The following is a 19,571-nucleotide window of genomic DNA, read 5'->3' as shown; positions in this document are numbered from 1 at the left end:
CCCACGGAGCCGGTCACCCCGATCACGCTCGCCCTGCGGGCGTGCCGGGCGTGGCGGGCGCGACGGGGATGAGCAGCGCGGTGATGTTGTCGTGGCCGCCGGCGTCCAGGGCGTGATCCACCAGCGCCCGCGCATCCTCCAGCAGCCCGCCACCGCCCGCCGGTGCGCGTCTGCGCCGGGCCAGCACGCCCCGCAGCGTGTCGGTGTCCGGCAGAGAGCGCCACAGCCCGTCGGTGCACAGCAGCAGGCGGCCGGGCCCCGGCGGCCGGTAGCTCCGGATGCGCGGAGCAGGTTCGCCGGCGTCGGCGCCCAGCCATGCGGCGAGAGCCTCGTGCTCGCCCGTGTCGTCCTCGGTCAGCGCCGTCCCCGGCCCCTCGTCCGGCAGCCAGTGGGCACGGCTGTCGCCGACCCAGGCGCTCCAGATGCCCTCCGGGCCGGCGATGCCGGCGACGTACGTGCACGCCGGTGCCGCGTCCACCGACGCGGCCAAGGCGGCGACCGCGCGGCCTGCACGGACAGCGGCCTCGTCGAGGGCGACCTCCGGCACGGCGCCCGCGCGCAGCCGCTCCGCCAGGGCGGTCACGCCCACCTCGGCCGCGACCCGGGCGGCTCGCTCGCCCCGCGGGGACATGGACACGCCGTCGCAGACGACACCGATCGTCCACATGCCCGTCCTGGTCAGGGCCATGGCGTCGGCGTTGATGCCGTGCCGCTTGCCGCGGTCGCTCACTCCTGCCGCGCCGTCGTCCGTCGTGATCTCCACATGCGAGCGGAAAGCCGGCTGCGCCTCGCCGCAATGCCAGCAGTGGCCGTCGGGGGCGACCGTTCCGCCGCACAGGACACAGCCTGTGATCCCAGTCATCGATGAGGGATCTTGTCATGCTCCGGAAGCCGCCTCCAGCTCCGACCGGGAACGGTCCGCAACGAGACGGTTTGGCGTCGGCTCCCCCGACTGACGTAAAGTTCCGCTTTTGGAAACTTCACGCGACACAGCGAACGGAACGGCAGCGGCGATGACGGTGACACAGGACGGCCCTGGCCAGGAGTGCGGGCGGGACCAGGCACCGGACCAGGAGTACGGGCCGGGCATCGACCCGGAACGCCTGGCCGTCTGCCTGAGCGTTCTCGAGGAGCTCGACAGCCTCGAGGTCGACCACCCCGACGCGATCGCGGTCCGCCGGGCCACGGCCGGCATCTACCGGACCGTGAAGCAGCGCCGCCGCCAGGAGCGCCGCGCCGCCAAGACCGCCCACGACAGGTCGGTCACCGAGGCCACCGCCACCGGCTCCGCCGAGCGCATCGACGACGAGACGCAGGGACTGCTGCCGTCGTCCTCCGTGGTCGGCGAGGTCGCGGGCATACTCCAGCGCCCGAGGTCCTGCTACATCTGCAAGAGCCGGTACGTCGAGGTCGACGCCTTCTACCACCAGCTCTGCCAGAAGTGCGCCGCCGAGAGCCGGACCCGCCGCGACGCCCGCACCGACCTCACCGGCCGGCGGGCACTGCTCACCGGCGGCCGGGCCAAGATCGGCATGTACATCGCGCTGCGGCTCCTGCGTGACGGTGCCCACACCACGATCACCACGCGATTCCCGAACGATGCGATCCGCCGCTTCAAGGCGATGCCGGACAGTCATGAGTGGATCCACCGCCTCAAGATCGTCGGCATCGATCTGCGCGACCCCGCGCAGGTCGTCGCGCTCGCCGACTCGGTCGCCGCCGAGGGCCCGCTCGACATCCTGATCAACAACGCCGCGCAGACCGTGCGCCGCTCCCCGCAGGCGTACAGCGAGCTCGTCGCCGCCGAGGGCGCCCCGCTGCCCGCCGGTGAGCTGCCCGCCGCGCAGGTGATCGGCACCTTCGGCAGCGGCACCGTGGACCGGATGGCCGCCCTGCCCGGGCCCCGGTCGGAAGGGCTCACTGCCCAGGACGTCACCGAGCTCGCGCTGGTCTCCGGCTCGGCGTCGCTCGCCCGGATCGAGGCGGGCACCGCCATCGACGCCGGCGGCCTCGTCCCCGATCTGCACGACACCAACAGCTGGATCCAGACCGTCTCCGAGGTCGACCCGGTCGAGCTGCTCGAGGTGCAGCTGTGCAACTCGACCGCGCCGTTCATCCTCATCAGCCGGCTGCGCCCGGCGATGGCCGCGTCGCCCGCGAAGCGCAAGTACGTCGTGAACGTCTCCGCCATGGAGGGTGTCTTCAGCCGTGGCTACAAGGGTGCGGGCCACCCGCACACCAACATGGCCAAGGCCGCGCTGAACATGCTGACCCGCACCAGCGCCCAGGAGATGTTCGAGAGCCACGGCATCCTGATGACCGCCGTCGACACCGGCTGGATCACCGACGAGCGCCCGCACCCGGACAAGGTCCGGCTCGCGGCCGAGGGCTTCCACGCCCCTCTCGACCTCGTCGACGGAGCCGCCCGCGTCTACGACCCGATCGTGCGCGGCGAGGACGGCGAGGACCTGTACGGCTGCTTCCTCAAGGACTACGCACCGGCCAACTGGTAACCCGTTCGGCCGCAACCCCCGGGCGCGCAGGGCCGTCCGGGGGTTTCCTGTACCCGATGGGCCGTCATTTCTGAGGGTTTTCCTGTACAAAAATCCTCGATGTGACGAGCCCCATCGAGCGCAGGGGTGCTCATTTGGTTAGGCTGGTGTCCAGCGGACGGCCACCGAGGGCCCACGAAACCCCTCGACCGTCCTGGGACCAGGCCCACAACCACGGCCGCGATCCCGCCTGGAAACGGCGCCACCGCGACCGAATTGCCCTTGTCCCCCTGTTACGCGACACACGAGGAGTGCGCGGTGACAACTGAAGTGACGAAGCAGGACCAGCGACCGGCAGAACGCGGCGAACGGGCCGGCAGGCCCGACGAAATCGGCAGCCTCGAAGTCTGGGCCAGGTCCGCACCCATCCGCCTCGCCGGATACGAGGACGACCTCGAGGAACCGCACATCCTGCAAGGCATCGACTGATCCGGTTGCTGGATGACGTACCCCCTGGCCCGCGGCGGGCCGGGGGGTACGAGGTTGTTTACATCCTTTTTGCTCACTGTTTACACTCTTTCGGCAGATATGTCCGTCGTGCTCAGCCGGCTCGGCGGCAGGAAGTCCCGCAGATAGCGCCGTTGCCACCAGGCGCCGGTGGCCCGCAGCTGCCTCCAGCTCGTGAACTCGTAGTGATAGAGCCGGGCGCGGACGAACACCGGCGGTGCGTCGGGGAACGGGTTGCTGCGCAGCAGCCTGAGCGTGTCGCGGTCGTTGTCGAGCAGTCGCTCGACGAAGGCGCCGAACCAGGGTCGGGCGTACGCGGGCGAAAGTGCCGCGAACCACATCAGCCAGTCCAGGCGCAGATGGTACGGGGCGAACTGGCGCGGCAGTCGTCGGATGTCGCCGGGTTTGCCATGGAACGCGTACTCCCGCCAGACCGTGCCGGGGCGCAGCACCGGTTCGTCCGTGCCCTCCACGACGACCTCGAACCTCACCCGCCCGACGGTGCCGAACGCGCCGTAGGTGTTGACCAGGTGCAGCGGGTCGAAGGAGCGGTTCATCGCCTGGCGCCGGGAGAGCAGATTGCGCACCGGGTGGTAGCTGAGGACCAGCACCATGACGGTCACGGCGATGACGACGACCGCGTACCAGAGCGGCGGGGCGGGCAGCGGATGCGGCCCGGTGACCAGGGAGCCGTCGATGGCGGACAGTGCCAGGGCGATCGTCAGCCAGTTCAGCCAGGAGAAGTTGCCGGACAGCACGAGCCACAGCTGGGTGAGCACGATCGCACCGGCGGCTGCGCTCGCGACCGGCCGAGGGGCGAACAGGAGCACCGGGACCACCAGTTGGGTGACGTGGTTGGCCGCGGCCTCGGCCCGGTGGAGCGGTCCCGGCAGATGGTGGAAGAACCAGCTCAGCGGGCCCGGCATGGGCTGTGTCTCATGGTGGAAGTAGAGGCAGGTCAGCCTGCGCCAGCACTCGTCGCCGCGAATCTTGATCAGACCCGCGCCGAACTCCACGCGGAACAGCAGCCAGCGCAGCAGCCACAGCACCAGCACGGGCGGTGCGGTGCGTTCGTTCCCGAGGAAGATCGCGAGGAATCCCGCTTCCAGCAGCAGCGACTCCCAGCCGAAGGCGTACCAGGTCTGCCCCACATTGACGATCGACAGGTACAGCGCCCACAACACGGCCCACCACAGCATCGCGGTCCACAGCGGCAGCCGGTCGGCCGCTCCGCCCACCAGTGCCGCCGACAGCACCGCGCCCGCCCAGGCGCAGCAGGCGAAGAACCGGTCCGAGTAGTGGAGTTGGAAGATGCTCGGCGCCCGCCGCATCGGCACGTGACGCACGTACCCGGGCACCGGGAGCATCCCGCGTGACCCGATCAGCGCCCGGAACTGGAGGGCGGCACTCAGAAAGCCGACGAGGTAGATGACGGCCAGCGCCCGCTGGAAGACCAGCCTGCTCAGCCAGTAGTCGGGTGCCGTGAACCACTCCATCGCGGACCTCCGGTACCTCCAGTATCGGCCTGGGCCGCGATACGCCGCAGTACGGTGCCGAGCCTGCGGGCGTACAGACGCTGCAGCAGCGGTACGAGGGGCCCGGCGAGCCGCGTGTACCGGGTGGCCGGCCTGCTGAAGGCCCGCACGGTGAACCAGACGTAACCATCGTCCCCGAGCTCCACGACGAAGCACTCCTCCCCGCACTCCGGATGACCGGCACGGGTGCCGTACGCGAAACCGGTGCGGAGCGCCTCGTACTCCGTCCAGATCACCTGGCACGAGGCCCGGAACCGCAGCGGCCCGGCGCCCAGGGACAGCTCGACGGCCGTGCCCGGCTCGGCGTGCGGCGAGGAGGCCCGCACCCGTGCGCCCGCCTCGCGGTGCATGCGCCAGGTGGTGACTGCGCTGCCGGCGGCCTCGAAGACGGCGCGACCGCGGCCGATGCGGGTGCGGTGGTGAAGATGGTGGTAGCCGTCCGGGAGAGGGCCGAGGCGGGTCGCTCCGATCTCGCGGTAGCTGAGCCCGTCGGTGGTGTTCATGCGGTGATCTCCTTCAGTCGGTGCCACGCCGGCACGGAGCAGAGGGCGAAGCCCAGCGCGTTGCCGAGACCATGGGTGGCGGCCATCCAGGTGAGGTTCGGGTGCGGCAGACCGGTGGCCTCGCCCACCGCCCAGCTCAGCGCGAGGAGCATCGTCGCCACCAGAACGGCCGAAGACACCGCGAGAAGTCCGCGCGTCATCCGTTCGGCGCTGCCTGTGCGCACATCGCGCCAGGTCAGCAGGGCGACGGCCCACATGCCCGCGGTCAGGACGAGGGACCCGGCCAGTTCGGCCCGGTCGCCGACGAAGTAGCCGCCGAGGACGAGCAGCGTGCCGAGCGGGACGCTGAGCGCCGCGAAACGGCCGGCCGGCGAGTCGGCGGCCCCGCACACCAGGCCTGTGACCAGCGCCGCGGCGAAGCCCGCGAAGTGGAAGTGCGGCACGGTCAGCGCCAGGATCTCCAGGTCGAAGCCGAAGAGGCGGTGCCCGGAGCGCTCGGCGACCAGGGCGACACCGGCGACCGCGGGAGTGGCGAGGGCGGTGAGCACGGCGATCTCGGCGGGCGAGAGTGAGCGGGTGCGCCGCAGCCTGGCCGGGGCGTGCAGGGCGAGGGTGACGGTGGCGAGCGCGTACGCCGAGGCCAGGGCCGTGGCGACGGGTCCGCGCGGCAGCCAGAGGGCCACGGCCCCGGCGGCGGCCGGCAGCGGCCACAGCCGACGCAGCAGCACCGTCTCAGGGCCCCCGACGAGGCGGAGGCCTGCCGGGACGATCACCAGCATGCCCAGCATCACGATCGCGTTGACCAGGGCGTTCATACCCCACCCCCTGCTTGAACATGTTCAATTCCTGTTGATGAGTCTAGAGCCCTCTTTGAACGTGTTCAAGTGGCGGGCCTGGCCGGCATGCGGCATGAACAAGAGTGATCACTCCGGGTCACTCACAAACAGGCGGGAGATGGCGGTTCATGTTCGTGCGCTCACCGAGGTATCGCCGACACGCCGGGCTCGCCGCGCTGTCGGCCGGTCTGACGGCCGCGGCTCTGGTCACGGGCTGCAGCAGTCTGACGGATTCGGGCCAGTCAGGCGCGGCAGCCAGGCAGCAGGTCCATCTGCAGGCGGCCCTGGAACAGGGTCTCGATCCCTTCACCCCCTCGACGGCCACGGTCATGGGCGCCGCCGGGAAGCTCCCGGTGCCGCGTGCCTCCGCGTCGGCCGGGTCCGGGGCCGCGTTCGGGTCCATCCGTACGGTGCTGGGTTCCACGCCCGGCCTGTACGGCGGGATGAACTCGGTCGCGAGCTGCGACGTCGAGCAGCAGATCCGCTTGCTCATGGCCGACGGCAACAAGGGCCGTGCCTTCGCGCACGGAGCCGGCGTCAGCCAGGAGGACATCCCCGCGTTCCTGCGCGGACTCACCCCCGTGGTGCTGCGCGCCGACGCACGGGTCACGGGGCACAACTACCGCGACGGTTCCGCCCACCGCTTCCAGTCCGTCCTCCAGGGCGGCACGGCCGTCCTCGTCGACGAGCAGGGCTCGCCCAGGGTCCGCTGCGTCTCCGGCAGCCCGGTGGCCTCGCCGGTGGTCGACTCCGCCGAGCCCGAGGAGCAGGGCAAGGCATGGCCCGGTTACGACCGCGGGCGCGTCGTGGTCATCACCCGCGCTGCGCAGACGATCGACAACCTCATCATCGCCGACCTCGCGAGCAACTCCTGGCTGGCGCGGAAGAGCGGTACCGACGGCGAGGCGGACCGCGCGCCGGACGTACCGCCGGCGTACGCCCCCGGCCTCCATGTCACCGACGTGCCCGAGTCCCAGGCGGCCGGCCAGAACCCGGTGAACCCGAGCGCGCCGAGTCCGAACCCGCCGAGCCCGGATGCCGCGAGCCCGAGCGCCGCGAATCCGCAGCGGAAGGCCAGTCCCGGCGTCACGGCCCCCAAACCGGTCCTCCCGGACGCGAACCCGGACCGGCAGGGCGTGCCGACGGCTCCCGACGCGGGCGGCTCCGGTGGCTCCGGGGACGCCCCCCAGCCCGCGCCCGTTCCCAAGGCGCCCATCGGCGGCAACCAACTGCCGCTGCCGGACGGCGGGACCACGTACGAGGAGTTCGACACCGAGAGCGGCTCGGTGGACGGCTCGGAGAGCGGGGCCGACGACGACATCCTCTTCGGCCCGGACGATGCCCCTGGTCAGGGTCGAGGTGGCGCTCCGAGGAGCGACCGGAGCGGCAGTCCTGGCGCGGCAGCTCCGGGCTCCGGCGTCCCCGGCGGTGCACGGAACGCCGTGCCGGCGCCCAAGGGCGGCGGTGGCGCCGAGCGCGGCTGAGCGGGTGGTCGAGCGGGTGGGCCGCCAGGGCCACCCGCTCGCTCGAAAAATCGGACAAATGATGGCAGAGTGTCACCATGGTTGATCGGGCAGCGGGTGCCGTGTCGCTTCCCGACGACTGGCCCGCCCACCCGGATCTGAGCTTGGCCCTCAACCGTATGGGCAGCTTCGACTGGGACCTCGACAGCGGGCTGATGCACTTGGACCAAGCCGCCCTCGACGTATTCGACATGGCGGCTGCGGAGTACGACGGGCGCCCCGAGAGTCTGACCTCCCGGGTCCCGCCCAGCGAGGCGACCCGGCTGGACGGACTGGTGTCCCAGGCGCTCAAGGGCGGCAGCAAGACCTACGGCGCGTACTTCCGCATCCGCTGCCGCGACGGCATGCTGCGCTGGACCCACACCCAGGGCTCGGTCCAGCGCGACCACGCCGGGCGCCCCTACCGGATCATCGGCATCGTCCGCGACGCGGCCCAGGAGCTCGCCGACTCCAGCGCGCGCGTCGAACTCGACGCGGAGCGCCGTCGCCAGACCAGCGTCGTCGAGAGCACCACGGCCGCTCTCGCCCATGCCAGGACCGTCAAGGACGTCATCGACGTGCTCAAGGACTCCCACGGGCTCGAGCACCTCGGTGCCACCAGCCTCGTCATGGGTCTGCTGGAGTCCGGCCGGATCCACCTGGTCGCCGAAGGCCCCGAGGGCTCGTTCGTGCCCGGCACGCGCTACACCCGGGTCGACGAGCAGTACCCGATGAGCGAGGTCATCCGCACCCTCGCACCGCGATTCATCGAGTCCAAGGAGGACTTCGCGAGCTCGTACCCGAGGCTGTGGCCGCACATCAGCGGGCTGGGCATCACCTCGGCCGCGTACATGCCGCTCATCGCCCAGGCCCGGCCCATCGGCGCGCTCGGGCTGCTCTACCGCGACAAGACCGGGTTCACCACCGAGGAGCGCAATCTGCTGGTCGCGCTCGGCAGCAGCATCGCGCAGAGCCTCCAGCGAGCCGTCCTCTTCGAGCAGGACCACGACCTCGCCGAGGGGCTGCAGCAGGCGATGCTGCCGCGCCGGATCCCGTCCGTGCCCGGCGCGCAGATCGCCGTCCGCTACCGCTCGGCCCGTCTCGGCCGCGACATCGGCGGCGACTGGTACGACATCATCCCGCTTCCCGGCGGCCGCGTCGGCGCGGTCATCGGCGACGTCCAGGGCCATGACACGCACGCCGCAGCGGTGATGGGCCAGCTGCGCATCGTGCTGCGCGCGTACGCCGCCGAGGGGCACACCCCGGCGACGGTGATGGCCCGTGCCTCCGTCTTCCTGCACGAACTCGACACCGAACGCTTCGCCACCTGCATCTACGCGGAGGCCGATCTGACGACCGGTGTGGTCCAGATAGTGCGGGCGGGACATATCGATCCGCTGCTGCGCGAGGACGACGGACACTGCCGCCGCATTCCGGTGAACGGTGGGCTGCCGCTCGGCCTCTCCGCCGAGTTCGGCCGGCTCGAGTACCCCGTCGCCACCGTCGAACTCGACCCCGGGCAGACCCTCCTGCTCTACACCGACGGGCTCGTCGAACAGCCGGGCTCCGACCTCGACGACGGCATGCAGCTGCTCACCGCCGCGATCCGCAGCGGCCCCAGGAACCTCCAGCTGCTCGCCGACCGGCTCTGCGAGGAGGTCGACGAGCGGGGAGGCGAGGACGACGTGGCGCTGCTGCTGCTGCGCCGCCACGGCGCCTGCGCCCCGCAGGCCGGCGGCAGGCTGCAGCAGCACGTCGCCCAGAACGACCCGGAGGCGCTGAGCTCCGGCCGGCACATGATCCGGGCTGCGGTACGGGCCTGGGGTGCGGGGGACCGGTCCGACGAGATCGAGCTCGTCGCGGACGAGCTGATCACCAACGCCCTGATACACACGGACGGCGGCGCCATCGTGACCGCACGCGTGCTGCCGGGGCCGGAGCGGCGGCTGCGGATCGAGGTCGAGGACCCGTCCAGCGCCCTGCCGCGCCGCAGGGAGGCGGGCGAGTCCGGGGTCTCGGGACGGGGGCTGATGCTGGTGGACCGGCTGGCGGACGTCTGGGGTGTGGAGTCGCGCGGCAGCGGCAAGTGTGTGTGGTGCGAGTTCATCGTTCCGGCCCGCCTCCATGGCCGCTCGGCAACCTCACCACTACCGAACGGTAACCGTATGTAACGTTCCTGTGCTTGACCGTAACCGATCGCAGGCGATTGACTGCATATACCTGTCTTCCTGTTCCGCACCTTCCGCGTCCGTACCTTCCGCCTCCGTACTTCCCGACGTCCTGTCTTCCGGCCTTCCCGTACACGAGGACCCCCTTGAGCGCTGAGCCTCTCGCACCCCTTGATCTGGCTTTCTGGCACCTCGAGACCGCCGACCACCCGATGCACCTCGGCGCGCTGGCCTTCTTCGCCCAGCCTTCGGCCGGTGAGCGCGGCAGCGAGGAGATCCTCGAGCTGCTCGCCACCCGCGCCGCCGCGATCCCCCGGCTGCGGATGCGGGTGCGGGACGTCCTCCTGCCCGTCGGCGGAGCCGCCTGGGCCGTCGACAAGGACTTCGACGTGCGCCGCCACGTCCGCCAGGTGCGGCTCCCGGCAGGGGACTTCGCCGAGACCGCCACCCGGCTCGCCGGAGAACTGATGGAGCGTCCGCTGGAACGCGGGCTGCCGCCATGGGAGATGTACCTGCTGACGGGTGGTCCCGGCGACCCGTTCGGTGTGCTCGTCAAACTGCACCACGCACTCGCCGACGGGATGCGCGCCGTCGCCATCGGCGCCGGGATCTTCGACGAGATCGCCGGCACCCGCGCGGCACGCGGCCGCAAGAGCGGCCGGAAGCCCCGCAGTGTGCCTCCCCGTTCCTGGCTGCCGGGACCCTGGCAGGTCGCCGGGATGGCCCGCGGCCGGATCGAGGACCTCGGCCGGGCGGTCGGCGTCGGCGCCTCCCTCGTCGGTGCCTCGCTCGCCCGGGCGGGCCGGCTCGATCCGCGGGGCGCCGCGGCGCTGAGCGCCACCTCCAGCGGCACACGCCGTCTCGCCACGTCCGTGCTCTCCCTGGACGACGTCCAGCAGGTACGCAGGACCGTTGGCGGAACCGCGAACGACGTGCTCCTCGCGACCGTCGCGGGGGCGCTGCGCCGCTGGATGACCGAGCGCGGGGACACGCTGCCGCTCAGCGACCCGAGCGCCCTCGTCCCGGTGTCGAGGCGCCGGCCGGGCAGCGGGCCCGGCTCCGGCAACAAGCTCTCGGCCTATCTGCTCGGGCTGCCCGTCACCGAGCCCGACCCCTGGGTCCGGCTCTACACGGTCCGGACCGCCATGGACCGCAACAAGGCCGCGGGCCCGCTGCGCGGTGCCGGCGCGGTCGCTGTCCTCGCCGACCAACTGCCGCCGCTCGCACACCGCTTCGGCGCGCCGCTGGCCGGGAACGCGGCCCGGATGCTCTTCGACGTGCTCGTGACGAGCGTGCCGCTGCCGCGGTCGGCGCTGTCGCTCGGCGGCTGCCCGCTGCGGGAGGTGTACCCGATGGCTCCGCTCGCCCGCGGCCAGTCGCTGGCCGTCGCGATGACGACGTACGGGGGGCACGTGCACGTCGGCCTCGTCGCCGACGGCAAGGCGCTTCCGGACGTCGACCGCCTCGCGCGCAGCACGGAGGACGAACTCGCGGCCCTGCTGGCGCTGATCCGATAGGAGGGCGAGGGCGGGGCGCCGCGGCGTGAGGGGCGAGCCCTCAGCCGCCGTCAGGCGGCCGGTGCCGTCCGGCGGACCGGTAGTCCGTCCTCAATCGCGGGACGGGCTCCGAATCGAGGGCGGATCCCTCGCGAACGGGGCCCGGGGCATCCCCGGACAGGCTCGCCGCACGCGGCCGCGTACGGCAGGCTGGAGCCATGCCGGAACTGCCCGAAGTCGACGCGCTCCGAAGCTTCCTCGACGACCACCTGGTCGGCAAGGAGATCGCCAAGGTCCTGCCGGTGGCGATCAGTGTCCTCAAGACGTACGACCCTCCGCTCACCGCCCTGGAGGGCACGCAGGTCGCCGCCGTGCACCGGCACGGCAAGTTCCTCGACGTCGCCACGACGGGCGGGCTGCACCTGGTCTTCCACCTCGCCAGGGCCGGCTGGCTCCAGTGGAAGGACGTGCTGCCGTCCGGAGTGCCCCGCCCCGGCAAGGGCCCGCTCGCCCTGCGCGCCGCGCTCACCGGTGGCGACGGATTCGACCTGACCGAGGCGGGAACGACGAAGCGGCTGGCCGTCCACCTCGTACGGGACCCGTCCGAGGTCTCCGGCGTCGCCAGGCTCGGCCCCGACCCGCTCGCCGACGGCTTCGGGCGGGACGCCTTCGCGGCGCTGCTCGCAGGGGAACGCCGCCAGATCAAGGGCGCACTGCGCGACCAGAGCCTCATCGCGGGAATCGGCAACGCCTACAGCGACGAGATCCTGCACGCCGCGAAGATGTCACCGTACAAACTCACGTCGAAACTCACCGAGGACGAGATCGCCGGGCTCTACGAGGCGATGCGCACGACGCTCACCGATGCCGTCAAACGCTCGCACGGGCTTGCCGCCGGGAATCTCAAGTCCGAGAAGAAGAGCGGTCTGCGGGTGCACGGGCGCACCGGCGAGCCCTGTCCGGTGTGCGGCGACACCATCCGCGAAGTCTCGTTCCACGACTCGTCGTTGCAGTACTGCCCCACCTGCCAGACGGGTGGCAAACCGCTCGCCGACCGACGGATGTCCCGGTTGCTCAAGTGATCCGGGGCCGAGCCGCACACGGGGTCACGGGCCACAAGCGGGGTCAGTGGCCGGCGTTCAACGTCACGAGCCGTGCACCGCGCACCGTGCGGACCTCGAAGTGGTCGATCTCGTCCGGTCGCAGCGCCGTCGCCGCCTCGAGGTCCAGCGGACTCCCGTCCCCGGGCGAGCCGGGGACGCCGTGGCCGCCGCTCGGCACCGACCAGGTGGTGACCCTGTGCTCCTTGCCGTCCCTGCCGACCACGACCAGTTCGCAGGTCCGCGGCCCCCGCAGCCGTGCCACGCGGAGGGTGACGGAGGTGCCCCAGTCCGCTGCGCGGAGATCGACGGCGCCGTACACACCAGTCGCCGCGTCCGTGGCGGCGATCCGCGCATCGGGACCGCCGCCCCGGGCGCCGTCACCGTCCACCAGGGACGGCGTCACGGCGGGCAGCGCCACGATCAGCGCCGCGGCCGCCACCACCAGCCGCAGCCTGCGGCGGGAGCTGCGCCGGCGCCGTGCCGCGACCTCGTGGAGCAGCCGGTCGAGCAGCTTCGGCGACGGCGCCGGAGTCGGCCCGCGCCCGGGACCGGGACAGGCGAGCTCGGCCAGTGCCGACGCGGTCGGCGTGAAATCTGCCAGCCGCACGGCGCACAGGACACACTCCGACAGATGCTCCTCGAAGCGGAACGCGTCCGAGGGATCGAGGATGCCCAGCGCATAGGCGGCCACGTCCCGGTGCCGCTCCCGCAGATTCATGGGCCATTCCTCGATTCGCGTGTGCTGTCGTGTACGTAGTGTGTTGTGGTGTCGCTCTGGAATACGCAGAAAGAACCGTCCGCGCTCATGCGACAGGTGGAGAAACGGGGAAACTCATGACCGTGCCACCCTCCGGCAGCCCACATGTGGAGCTGCTGCTCGGCGCATACGTGCTCGGCGCGCTCGCCCCCGAGGAGGACGCGGGCGTCGCCCGTCATCTGGCCTGCTGCGACCCGTGCCGGACGGCGTGCCTCGACCTCGCCGACGCACGGGCGCTGCTCGCGGCGGTCACGGTGGAGGACCTGCTCGACGGCATCGAGCGGATCGACGGCCCGGCCGGCCTCGGCGGCCACGACGTCCCCGAGGACGGTGCCGGGCCTCCGGGCACCGGCGCCCCGTAGGGCCGGAGTCCACGGTGGCCCGGTAGCCCCCGCCGACCCGTGGTCCCGCGCCCCTCCCGCGCCTAAACTCCGCAGCATGCTGCGCGTACTGGCCGTCGACGACGAGAAACCGGCTCTCGAGGAACTCCTGTATCTGCTGCGCTCCGACCCCCGTGTGCGCAGTGCGGAAGGGGCCACCGACGCCACCGAGGCGCTGCGCCGCATCAGCCGCGCCCTCGACGCGGGACCCGACGGGGACGACGCCATCGACGTCGTCTTCCTCGACATCCACATGGCCGGGCTGACCGGGCTCGACGTGGCCAAGCTGCTCGCGGGTTTCGCCAGGCCCCCGCTGATCGTGTTCGTCACCGCCCATGAAGGCTTCGCCGTGCAGGCCTTCGACCTCAAGGCCGTGGACTACGTCCTGAAGCCGGTGCGCAGGGAACGGCTGGCCGAGGCGGTGCGCCGGGTCAGCGATCTGGCCGATTCGACGCGCGAGCCCCGGCTCTCCGTGCCCGTACCCCAGCCCGCGCACACCCACTCACCGCCCGCCGTGACGGGGACGGCCGTGCCCGGCGGAGGCCCCGATCAGATCCCGGTGGAACTGGGCGGGGTCACCCGGTTCGTCTCGATCGACGACATCGCGTACGTCGAGGCCCAGGGCGACTACGCCCGACTGCACACGGCGGAGGGCAGCCATCTCGTCCGGATCCCGCTCTCGACGCTCGAGGAGCGCTGGGCGTCCCGCGGATTCGTCCGTATACACCGCAGCCATCTCGTCGCCCTCGGCCGCATCGACGAACTGCGCCTGGACGCCGGGGCCACCACCGTCCGGGTGGGCAGCGCGGAGCTCGCGGTCAGCCGCCGCCACGCGCGCCAGCTGCGCGATCTGCTCATGCGCCACGCGCGCCGCTGAGGACCGTTCGGCGCCTGCGCGCCGCCGTTGGTCGTCCCGCCCGGCCCGTACGGCGACGGGCCGGGCCACTGGCCGAGCGGCGACCGCGATCGGTGCTGCCGGCCTCCGGGCCCGCCTACCCTTGATCGGGAAGGGGAGAAGGGGCCTGATGGGCGATATCGAAGTGCTGCTGCACGAGCTCAGCGGTCTGCAGGAGATGCGGCGCGCCGGTCCGGACGACGTCGAGGCGCTCCTCGCCAGGGCCAGAAGCGCGGCCGGCCGCTGGGCCGACGTGCTCTACGACATCCAGGAGTCCGCGCAGGGGCTCGTCGGCACGCGGGCGGAAGCCGCCCTCGAAGTCGCGTTCCGCCGTGCCGAGGAGTCGTACGTCGAACTGGAGATCGCCCTCGCCGACTGCACCCGCCAGCGCGCCGGGCAGTGATCCCCGGACCGGCCTGGACCATCTGTCCGAGGCCGGGACACGGCCCACCGAGACCGGGACGAGACCATCCGGTGCCTACCTTCCGTCAAGGCCGCTGCATAGACTCCGTAGATCCTCGGACCCCTGTCCGAACGAGCCGAATCGACGAGAGATGCCGGGAGCGGACGACGATGTCTGCAGAGCAGCCACCCCGCCGTGAGGTGGTCACGGGTGTGCCGCGAGGAGCCCGCCGCAGGCCGGGCCATGCCCCTGCCCGCTCGGAGATCAGCGAGCAGACGCCGCTCGGCACCGTGTACGTCCGTTCCCTGATGCGCAGCCAACTGCGCACGGGCCTGTACGCCCTCGGCGCGCTCGCCCTCCTCGTCGGCACCCTCCCGCTGCTGTTCGCGTTCCCCGCGGCCGTACTCGGCTCCTTCTCCTCGCCCGAGCCGTTCGTCTGGGTGGTGCTCGGCGTGGTCGTCTATCCGGTGATGTGGCTCGTGGCGCGCTGGTACGTCCGCCGGGCGGAGCGCAACGAACGCGACTTCACCGGGCTCGTCGAAGGCCGCTGACGCCGCTCGTGGGGAACAGCCGGTGAACCAGACCTACGCGGTGACGGCCGTCACCTTCGTCGTCCTCACGACCGTCCTCATAGGCGGCCTCGGCCTGCGCATATCCCGCACCACCTCCGACTTCTACGTCGCGTCGCGCACCGTCAAGCCCGGTCTGAACGCGGCCGCCATCAGCGGCGAGTACCTCTCCGCCGCCTCCTTCCTCGGCATCGCGGGACTGGTCCTCCTCCAGGGCCCCGACATGCTCTGGTACCCGGTCGGCTACACCGCCGGATACCTCGTCCTCCTGGTGCTCGTCGCCGCCCCGCTGCGCCGCTCGGGGGCGTACACCCTCTCCGACTTCGCCGAGGCACGGCTCGAATCGGCCGTCGTGCGCCGCCTCGCCAGCCTCTTCGTCGTCGGCATCGGCTGGCTCTATCTGCTGCCGCAGCTCCAGGGCGCGGGACTCACCCTGGAGATCCTCACCGGCGCGCCGGACTGGGTCGGCGGACTCGTCGTGGCCGTCGTCGTCACGGGAGCGGTCGCCGCCGGCGGGATGCGCTCCATCACGTTCGTCCAGGCATTCCAGTACTGGCTCAAGCTCACCGCACTCCTCGTGCCCGCGCTCTTCCTCGCCGCGGCCTGGTTCGGCGACGACGCGCCACGCGCCCGGTTCGACGCGCCCACCGTCTTCCGCGAGCACACCGTCGTACGGATCGACGACACCGTACGGGTCGAGCTGGAGCAGCCGCTCACCGTCGGCGTCCTCGGCAGCATCGACGGCACCCGGCACGACGAGGACCGGCTCACCCTCGACGCGGGCACGCACCGCATCGACGCCGGGACCCGCCTCAGCTTCCTCCGCGGGTCCGAGGTACCCGAGCGGGCCTCCACCGGGACCGACCCGTTCAGCTGGTCCCAGCCGCTCGCGGGCGGCCGCGACGGCTATCAGCTGTACGCCACGTACGGGCTGATCCTCGCGACCTTCCTCGGCACCATGGGACTGCCCCATGTGGCCGTCCGCTTCTACACCAGCCCCAACGGGCGCGCCGCGCGCCGCACCACCCTCGTCGTGCTCGGCCTGATCGGCGCCTTCTACCTGCTTCCGCCCGTCTACGGAGCGCTCGGCCGCATCTACGCACCCGAACTCGCCCTCACCGGCCAGGCCGACGCGGCCGTGCTCGTCCTTCCGGAGCGGATGATCGGCGGCATCCCGGGGGATCTGCTCGGCGCGCTTCTGGCGGGCGGCGCGTTCGCCGCGTTCCTGTCCACCGCGTCCGGACTGACCATGTCCGTCGCGGGAGTCCTCACCCAGGACGTGCTTCCCTCGCGCGGCGTGCGGCACTTCCGGCTCGCGACCGTCGTCGCGATGGCGGTGCCGCTCGCCGTGAGCGTCGTCGCCAAGAATGTGCCGGTCGCGGACGCGGTCGGACTGGCGTTCGCCGTTTCGGCGTCCTCGTTCTGCCCGCTGCTCGTCCTCGGCATCTGGTGGCGGCGGCTCACGCCACCGGGCGCCGCGGCCGGGCTCGTCGTCGGCGGTGGGGCGGCGCTGACCGCGGTCATGGCGACCCGCGCCGGGCTCGCCCCCGAAGGCTGGCCGCACACGCTGATGGCCTGGCCGGCCGTCTGGTCGGTGCCGCTCGGCTTCCTCACCATGGTGGTGGTGTCGCTCGCGACGCCCCGGTACGTACCGTCCGGGGCGGCCGCCACCCTGGCACGCCTCCATCTGCCCGAGGACCTGGTCGGCCGGCAGCAGCCCGAAGGAGCGGATCGATGACGGCGATGGCGCTGGCGGCGCTCGGTGCGGCCGCTGCCGTACTGCTCGCGGCCGGCTTCGGGCTCGGCCGGCTCACGGCCCGGCGCGACACCGACCCCGACCTCGACCTCGGCACCCCGGTCGAGCGGGCCACCTTCCACACCCTCCACACCGCCTCCCTCGCCGCCCCGCCGCTGCGCGCCGGACTCACCGAGGAGACCGCCCGCAAGGCGGCCCGACGGCTGCGCTCCCTGCTCGGCACCGAGGCGCTGTGCCTCACCGACCGCGACACGGTCCTCGCCTGGGACGGACTCGGCGGTGACCACCACGAGGAGCGGGTGATGCGGCGCGTCACCGGCGTCCTCGACTCGGGGCGCAGCCAGAGCATCCGCACGGACTGCGAGGATCTGGAGTGCCCGCTGCGCTGGGCCGTCATCGCCCCGCTCACCGGAGAGGAGGGTGTGCTCGGCGCGCTCGTCGCCTACGGCTCGAAGGAGTCGGCGGTGCTGGTACGGGCCGCCACGGAGGTCGCCCGCTGGGTGTCCGTACAGCTGGAGCTGGCCGAGCTCGACCGGTCGCGTACGCGGCTCATCGAGGCCGAGATCCGCGCACTGCGCGCCCAGATATCCCCGCACTTCATCTTCAACTCGCTCGCCGCCATCGCCTCCTTCGTCCGCACCGACCCCGAGCGCGCCCGTGAACTCCTCCTGGAATTCGCCGACTTCACCCGCTACTCGTTCCGCAGGCACGGCGACTTCACGCACCTTGCCGACGAGCTGCGCTGCATCGAGCAGTACCTGGCGCTCGCCGGCGCGCGCTTCGGCGACCGGCTCAAGGTGACCCTCCAGATCGCGCCGGAAGTGCTGCCGGTCGCCCTGCCCTTCCTCTGTCTCCAGCCGCTCGTCGAGAACGCCGTCAAGCACGGCCTCGAGGACTCCAGGGAAGAGTGCCGGGTCTCGATCTCCGCACAGGACGCGGGCGCCGAGGCGGTCGTCACGATCGAGGACGACGGCGTCGGCATGGACCCCTCCGAACTGCGCCGCATCCTCGAGGGGGAGGTCACCAGGTCGTCGGGCATCGGACTGAGCAACGTCGACGAGCGGCTGAGGCAGGTGTACGGCGACGACCACGGCCTCGTCATCGAGACGGGCATCGGGGCCGGCACGAAGATCACCGTGCGGATCCCCAAGTACCGGGCGGGCGTGCACAAGAACTCCGGCGGGCGCTGAGCCTGCGGGTGGCGCGGCTCAGTACAGGTGGATGGCCAGATGTCCCAGCGGCAGCCCGAGCCGCCACGCCGGCGTCCACACCTGCGCCGACTCGTCCACCGCCGGTTCCAGCGGCAGGGCCGGGTGCCAGAGCCCGGACTCGTCGCCGAGGTCGGCGACGAGCAGCTCGGTCCGCTCCAGCCACCGCCAGGCATCCCGTGCCAGCGCCAGGTCCGGGTCGGGTTCTGTGACGTCCCGCTCGAAGGCCTCCCGGGCTGCCATCCGTTCGCGTACCCACTCGGGCCAGGGGTGCCCGTACGCCGTGCGCGACAGCCACTCGTCGAGGCGGGACACCGTCCGGACGAGCTCCGGCTCCTCGGGGCCCTCGCAGAGATAGACCGTCAGGGCGAGGGTCTCGCGGCCGGCTCTGAACTCCAGCGAACCGGTCTCCACAAGGCCGCCGGTGCGCAGCACCTCGTCGGCTATGTACTCGGCGCACAGCCAGGCCATGGGGACCGCCAGACCGCCTCCGCCGGTGCCGTTCGTACTTTCGGGCAGCACTCTCTCCACCTTCTCCCGGACGTGCTCCGTACGGCTGTCGACGACGAGCCTCCACCGGGAGACACGCGTCAGGGTCCCTCTTTACTCAACTCGAGCGGCAGATTTCGAATCCGTGGGACGCCGAGCCGTGTCCCCAGGGGGCCAGGCTTCCGAAGGGGCGGCGGAGACTGAAGTGACCCGGTCCTGGCCGTCAGGCGGCGGCGGAGACCGCCGCGCGGCTGTAGCCGGGCAGACAGCGGGCCAGCTGTCGCAGGGCGTAGTACGAGCGCGACTTGACCGTCCCCGCCGGAATCCCCAGCGCCTCGGCGGCCTCGGCCACGCTCCGGCCCTGGAAGTAGATCTGCACCAGCACGGCCCGGTGCTGGGGGCTCAGCGACTGCACCGCGGTGCGGACGTCGAGCACGGCGACCGTGCGGTCGGCGGCGTCCGCGGGGTCCGCGGTGGTGGCGAGGACGGCGTCGCCGATCTCGGTGGGGCGCGCCAGCTGGGAGCGGCGGGCGTCGATCGCGAGCCGTCGGCCGACCGTGAAGAGCCACGGCCGCATCGACTCGTACGGTCCCTCGAACGCCTCGGGATGCTGCCACGCCCTGACCAGGGTCTCCTGGAGGAGGTCCTCGGCACGCTGCTGGTCGCCGTACGTCAGGCCGCTGAGGAAGCTCAGCAGGGCGGGACCGTGTTCGCGCTGCAGCTCAGCCAGGGCCCGCTCGTCGGTCGTCGCCGTCGCGCTCGTCACCGTCGCGGTCGCCGTCGCCATCGTCGGCATCCTTTCGCACAGTAGTCCGGAGAGTTCGCTGCTACGTGGCGTATACGAACGCATCGGGGCGCGGAGGGACAGGCGTTGTGCCGGCGCGTGCGTTGAGCGGTCGCACTGTTCGGCGAATGGTTCGGCGAACGGTTGACCGGGAGGGAGAACGGTCGACCGGAAGGGAGTAGTCCGTT

General features: G+C 71.9%; 19 protein-coding genes. 12 read left to right on the top strand and 7 right to left on the bottom strand.

The window, feature by feature from the left end:
* Nucleotides 1–22 precede the first annotated feature (22 nt).
* A complete protein-coding gene (locus ABT078_RS14235; protein WP_351227336.1) occupies nucleotides 23–862 on the bottom strand; it encodes a PP2C family protein-serine/threonine phosphatase in 840 nt (279 codons plus the stop codon).
* A 151-nt stretch (nucleotides 863–1,013) separates the two neighbouring features.
* Here ABT078_RS14235 and ABT078_RS14230 point away from each other — a divergent pair, with 151 nt between their 5' ends.
* Together ABT078_RS14230 and ABT078_RS14225 are read left to right on the top strand one after the other, a co-directional pair.
* Nucleotides 1,014–2,513, top strand: a complete 1,500-nt coding sequence (locus ABT078_RS14230) for an SDR family NAD(P)-dependent oxidoreductase (protein WP_351227334.1) — start codon at nucleotides 1,014–1,016, stop codon at nucleotides 2,511–2,513.
* Nucleotides 2,514–2,810: 297 nt separating this feature from the next.
* A complete protein-coding gene (locus ABT078_RS14225) occupies nucleotides 2,811–2,981 on the top strand; it encodes a hypothetical protein (protein WP_351227332.1) in 171 nt (56 codons plus the stop codon).
* An 80-nt stretch (nucleotides 2,982–3,061) separates the two neighbouring features.
* Here the strand turns inward: ABT078_RS14225 and ABT078_RS14220 are convergent, their stop codons facing one another.
* The 3 genes from ABT078_RS14220 to ABT078_RS14210 are packed head-to-tail and all read right to left on the bottom strand — an operon-like array spanning nucleotide 3,062 to nucleotide 5,852.
* Nucleotides 3,062–4,495: a lipase maturation factor family protein gene (locus ABT078_RS14220; RefSeq protein ID WP_351227330.1), complete on the bottom strand. Its 1,434-nt coding sequence runs from the start codon at nucleotides 4,493–4,495 to the stop codon at nucleotides 3,062–3,064.
* Nucleotides 4,462–5,037, bottom strand: a complete 576-nt coding sequence (locus ABT078_RS14215; RefSeq protein WP_351227328.1) for a DUF1990 domain-containing protein — start codon at nucleotides 5,035–5,037, stop codon at nucleotides 4,462–4,464. Before ABT078_RS14215 ends, ABT078_RS14220 begins: the two co-directional genes overlap by 34 nt.
* Nucleotides 5,034–5,852, bottom strand: coding sequence for a YndJ family protein (locus ABT078_RS14210; protein ID WP_351227326.1), 819 nt, complete (start codon nucleotides 5,850–5,852; stop codon nucleotides 5,034–5,036). Before ABT078_RS14210 ends, ABT078_RS14215 begins: the two co-directional genes overlap by 4 nt.
* 149 nt (nucleotides 5,853–6,001) lie before the next feature.
* On the opposite strand from ABT078_RS14210, the gene ABT078_RS14205 reads away from it, so the two are divergent.
* From ABT078_RS14205 to ABT078_RS14190, 4 genes are all read left to right on the top strand, one after another.
* Nucleotides 6,002–7,357, top strand: coding sequence for a DUF6777 domain-containing protein (locus ABT078_RS14205; RefSeq protein WP_351227324.1), 1,356 nt, complete (start codon nucleotides 6,002–6,004; stop codon nucleotides 7,355–7,357).
* A gap of 77 nt (nucleotides 7,358–7,434) precedes the next feature.
* Nucleotides 7,435–9,546 carry a SpoIIE family protein phosphatase gene (locus ABT078_RS14200; RefSeq protein WP_351227322.1) on the top strand — a complete coding sequence of 704 codons (2,112 nt, stop codon included), beginning with the start codon at nucleotides 7,435–7,437 and terminating at the stop codon, nucleotides 9,544–9,546.
* Nucleotides 9,547–9,689: 143 nt separating this feature from the next.
* Nucleotides 9,690–11,060: a wax ester/triacylglycerol synthase family O-acyltransferase gene (locus ABT078_RS14195; protein ID WP_351227320.1), complete on the top strand. Its 1,371-nt coding sequence runs from the start codon at nucleotides 9,690–9,692 to the stop codon at nucleotides 11,058–11,060.
* A gap of 197 nt (nucleotides 11,061–11,257) precedes the next feature.
* Entirely contained in the window at nucleotides 11,258–12,121 is an 864-nt protein-coding gene (locus ABT078_RS14190; protein ID WP_351227318.1) for an Fpg/Nei family DNA glycosylase, read from the top strand.
* Nucleotides 12,122–12,164: 43 nt separating this feature from the next.
* Here the strand turns inward: ABT078_RS14190 and ABT078_RS14185 are convergent, their stop codons facing one another.
* Complete coding sequence (locus ABT078_RS14185) at nucleotides 12,165–12,860, bottom strand: zf-HC2 domain-containing protein (protein ID WP_351227316.1); 696 nt, start codon at nucleotides 12,858–12,860, stop codon at nucleotides 12,165–12,167.
* Nucleotides 12,861–12,976: 116 nt separating this feature from the next.
* Here ABT078_RS14185 and ABT078_RS14180 point away from each other — a divergent pair, with 116 nt between their 5' ends.
* The 6 genes from ABT078_RS14180 (at nucleotide 12,977) to ABT078_RS14155 (ending at nucleotide 18,092) form a co-directional block, all read left to right on the top strand.
* A complete protein-coding gene (locus ABT078_RS14180; RefSeq protein WP_351227314.1) occupies nucleotides 12,977–13,261 on the top strand; it encodes a zf-HC2 domain-containing protein in 285 nt (94 codons plus the stop codon).
* A gap of 76 nt (nucleotides 13,262–13,337) precedes the next feature.
* Nucleotides 13,338–14,156, top strand: a complete 819-nt coding sequence (locus ABT078_RS14175; RefSeq protein ID WP_351227312.1) for a LytR/AlgR family response regulator transcription factor — start codon at nucleotides 13,338–13,340, stop codon at nucleotides 14,154–14,156.
* A 148-nt stretch (nucleotides 14,157–14,304) separates the two neighbouring features.
* Nucleotides 14,305–14,577 (top strand): hypothetical protein, encoded by a 273-nt coding sequence (locus ABT078_RS14170; RefSeq protein WP_351227310.1) that lies wholly within the window; start codon nucleotides 14,305–14,307, stop codon nucleotides 14,575–14,577.
* A gap of 170 nt (nucleotides 14,578–14,747) precedes the next feature.
* Complete coding sequence (locus ABT078_RS14165) at nucleotides 14,748–15,128, top strand: hypothetical protein (protein ID WP_351227308.1); 381 nt, start codon at nucleotides 14,748–14,750, stop codon at nucleotides 15,126–15,128.
* A 22-nt stretch (nucleotides 15,129–15,150) separates the two neighbouring features.
* Nucleotides 15,151–16,884: a sodium/solute symporter gene (locus ABT078_RS14160; protein ID WP_351227306.1), complete on the top strand. Its 1,734-nt coding sequence runs from the start codon at nucleotides 15,151–15,153 to the stop codon at nucleotides 16,882–16,884.
* Entirely contained in the window at nucleotides 16,881–18,092 is a 1,212-nt protein-coding gene (locus ABT078_RS14155; protein WP_351227304.1) for a sensor histidine kinase, read from the top strand. The genes ABT078_RS14160 and ABT078_RS14155 overlap by 4 nt, the downstream gene beginning before the upstream one ends.
* Before the next feature lie 18 nt (nucleotides 18,093–18,110).
* On the opposite strand, the gene ABT078_RS14150 is transcribed toward ABT078_RS14155, so the two are convergent.
* Complete coding sequence (locus ABT078_RS14150) at nucleotides 18,111–18,632, bottom strand: hypothetical protein (protein WP_351227302.1); 522 nt, start codon at nucleotides 18,630–18,632, stop codon at nucleotides 18,111–18,113.
* A gap of 190 nt (nucleotides 18,633–18,822) precedes the next feature.
* Nucleotides 18,823–19,386: a sigma-70 family RNA polymerase sigma factor gene (locus ABT078_RS14145; protein ID WP_351227300.1), complete on the bottom strand. Its 564-nt coding sequence runs from the start codon at nucleotides 19,384–19,386 to the stop codon at nucleotides 18,823–18,825.
* Nucleotides 19,387–19,571: the final 185 nt, after the last annotated feature.

Source organism: Streptomyces sp. NPDC002133 (genome assembly GCF_040296405.1).
Classification (GTDB): domain Bacteria; phylum Actinomycetota; class Actinomycetes; order Streptomycetales; family Streptomycetaceae; genus Streptomyces.
This window is presented reverse-complemented; position numbering and strand designations above follow the sequence as displayed.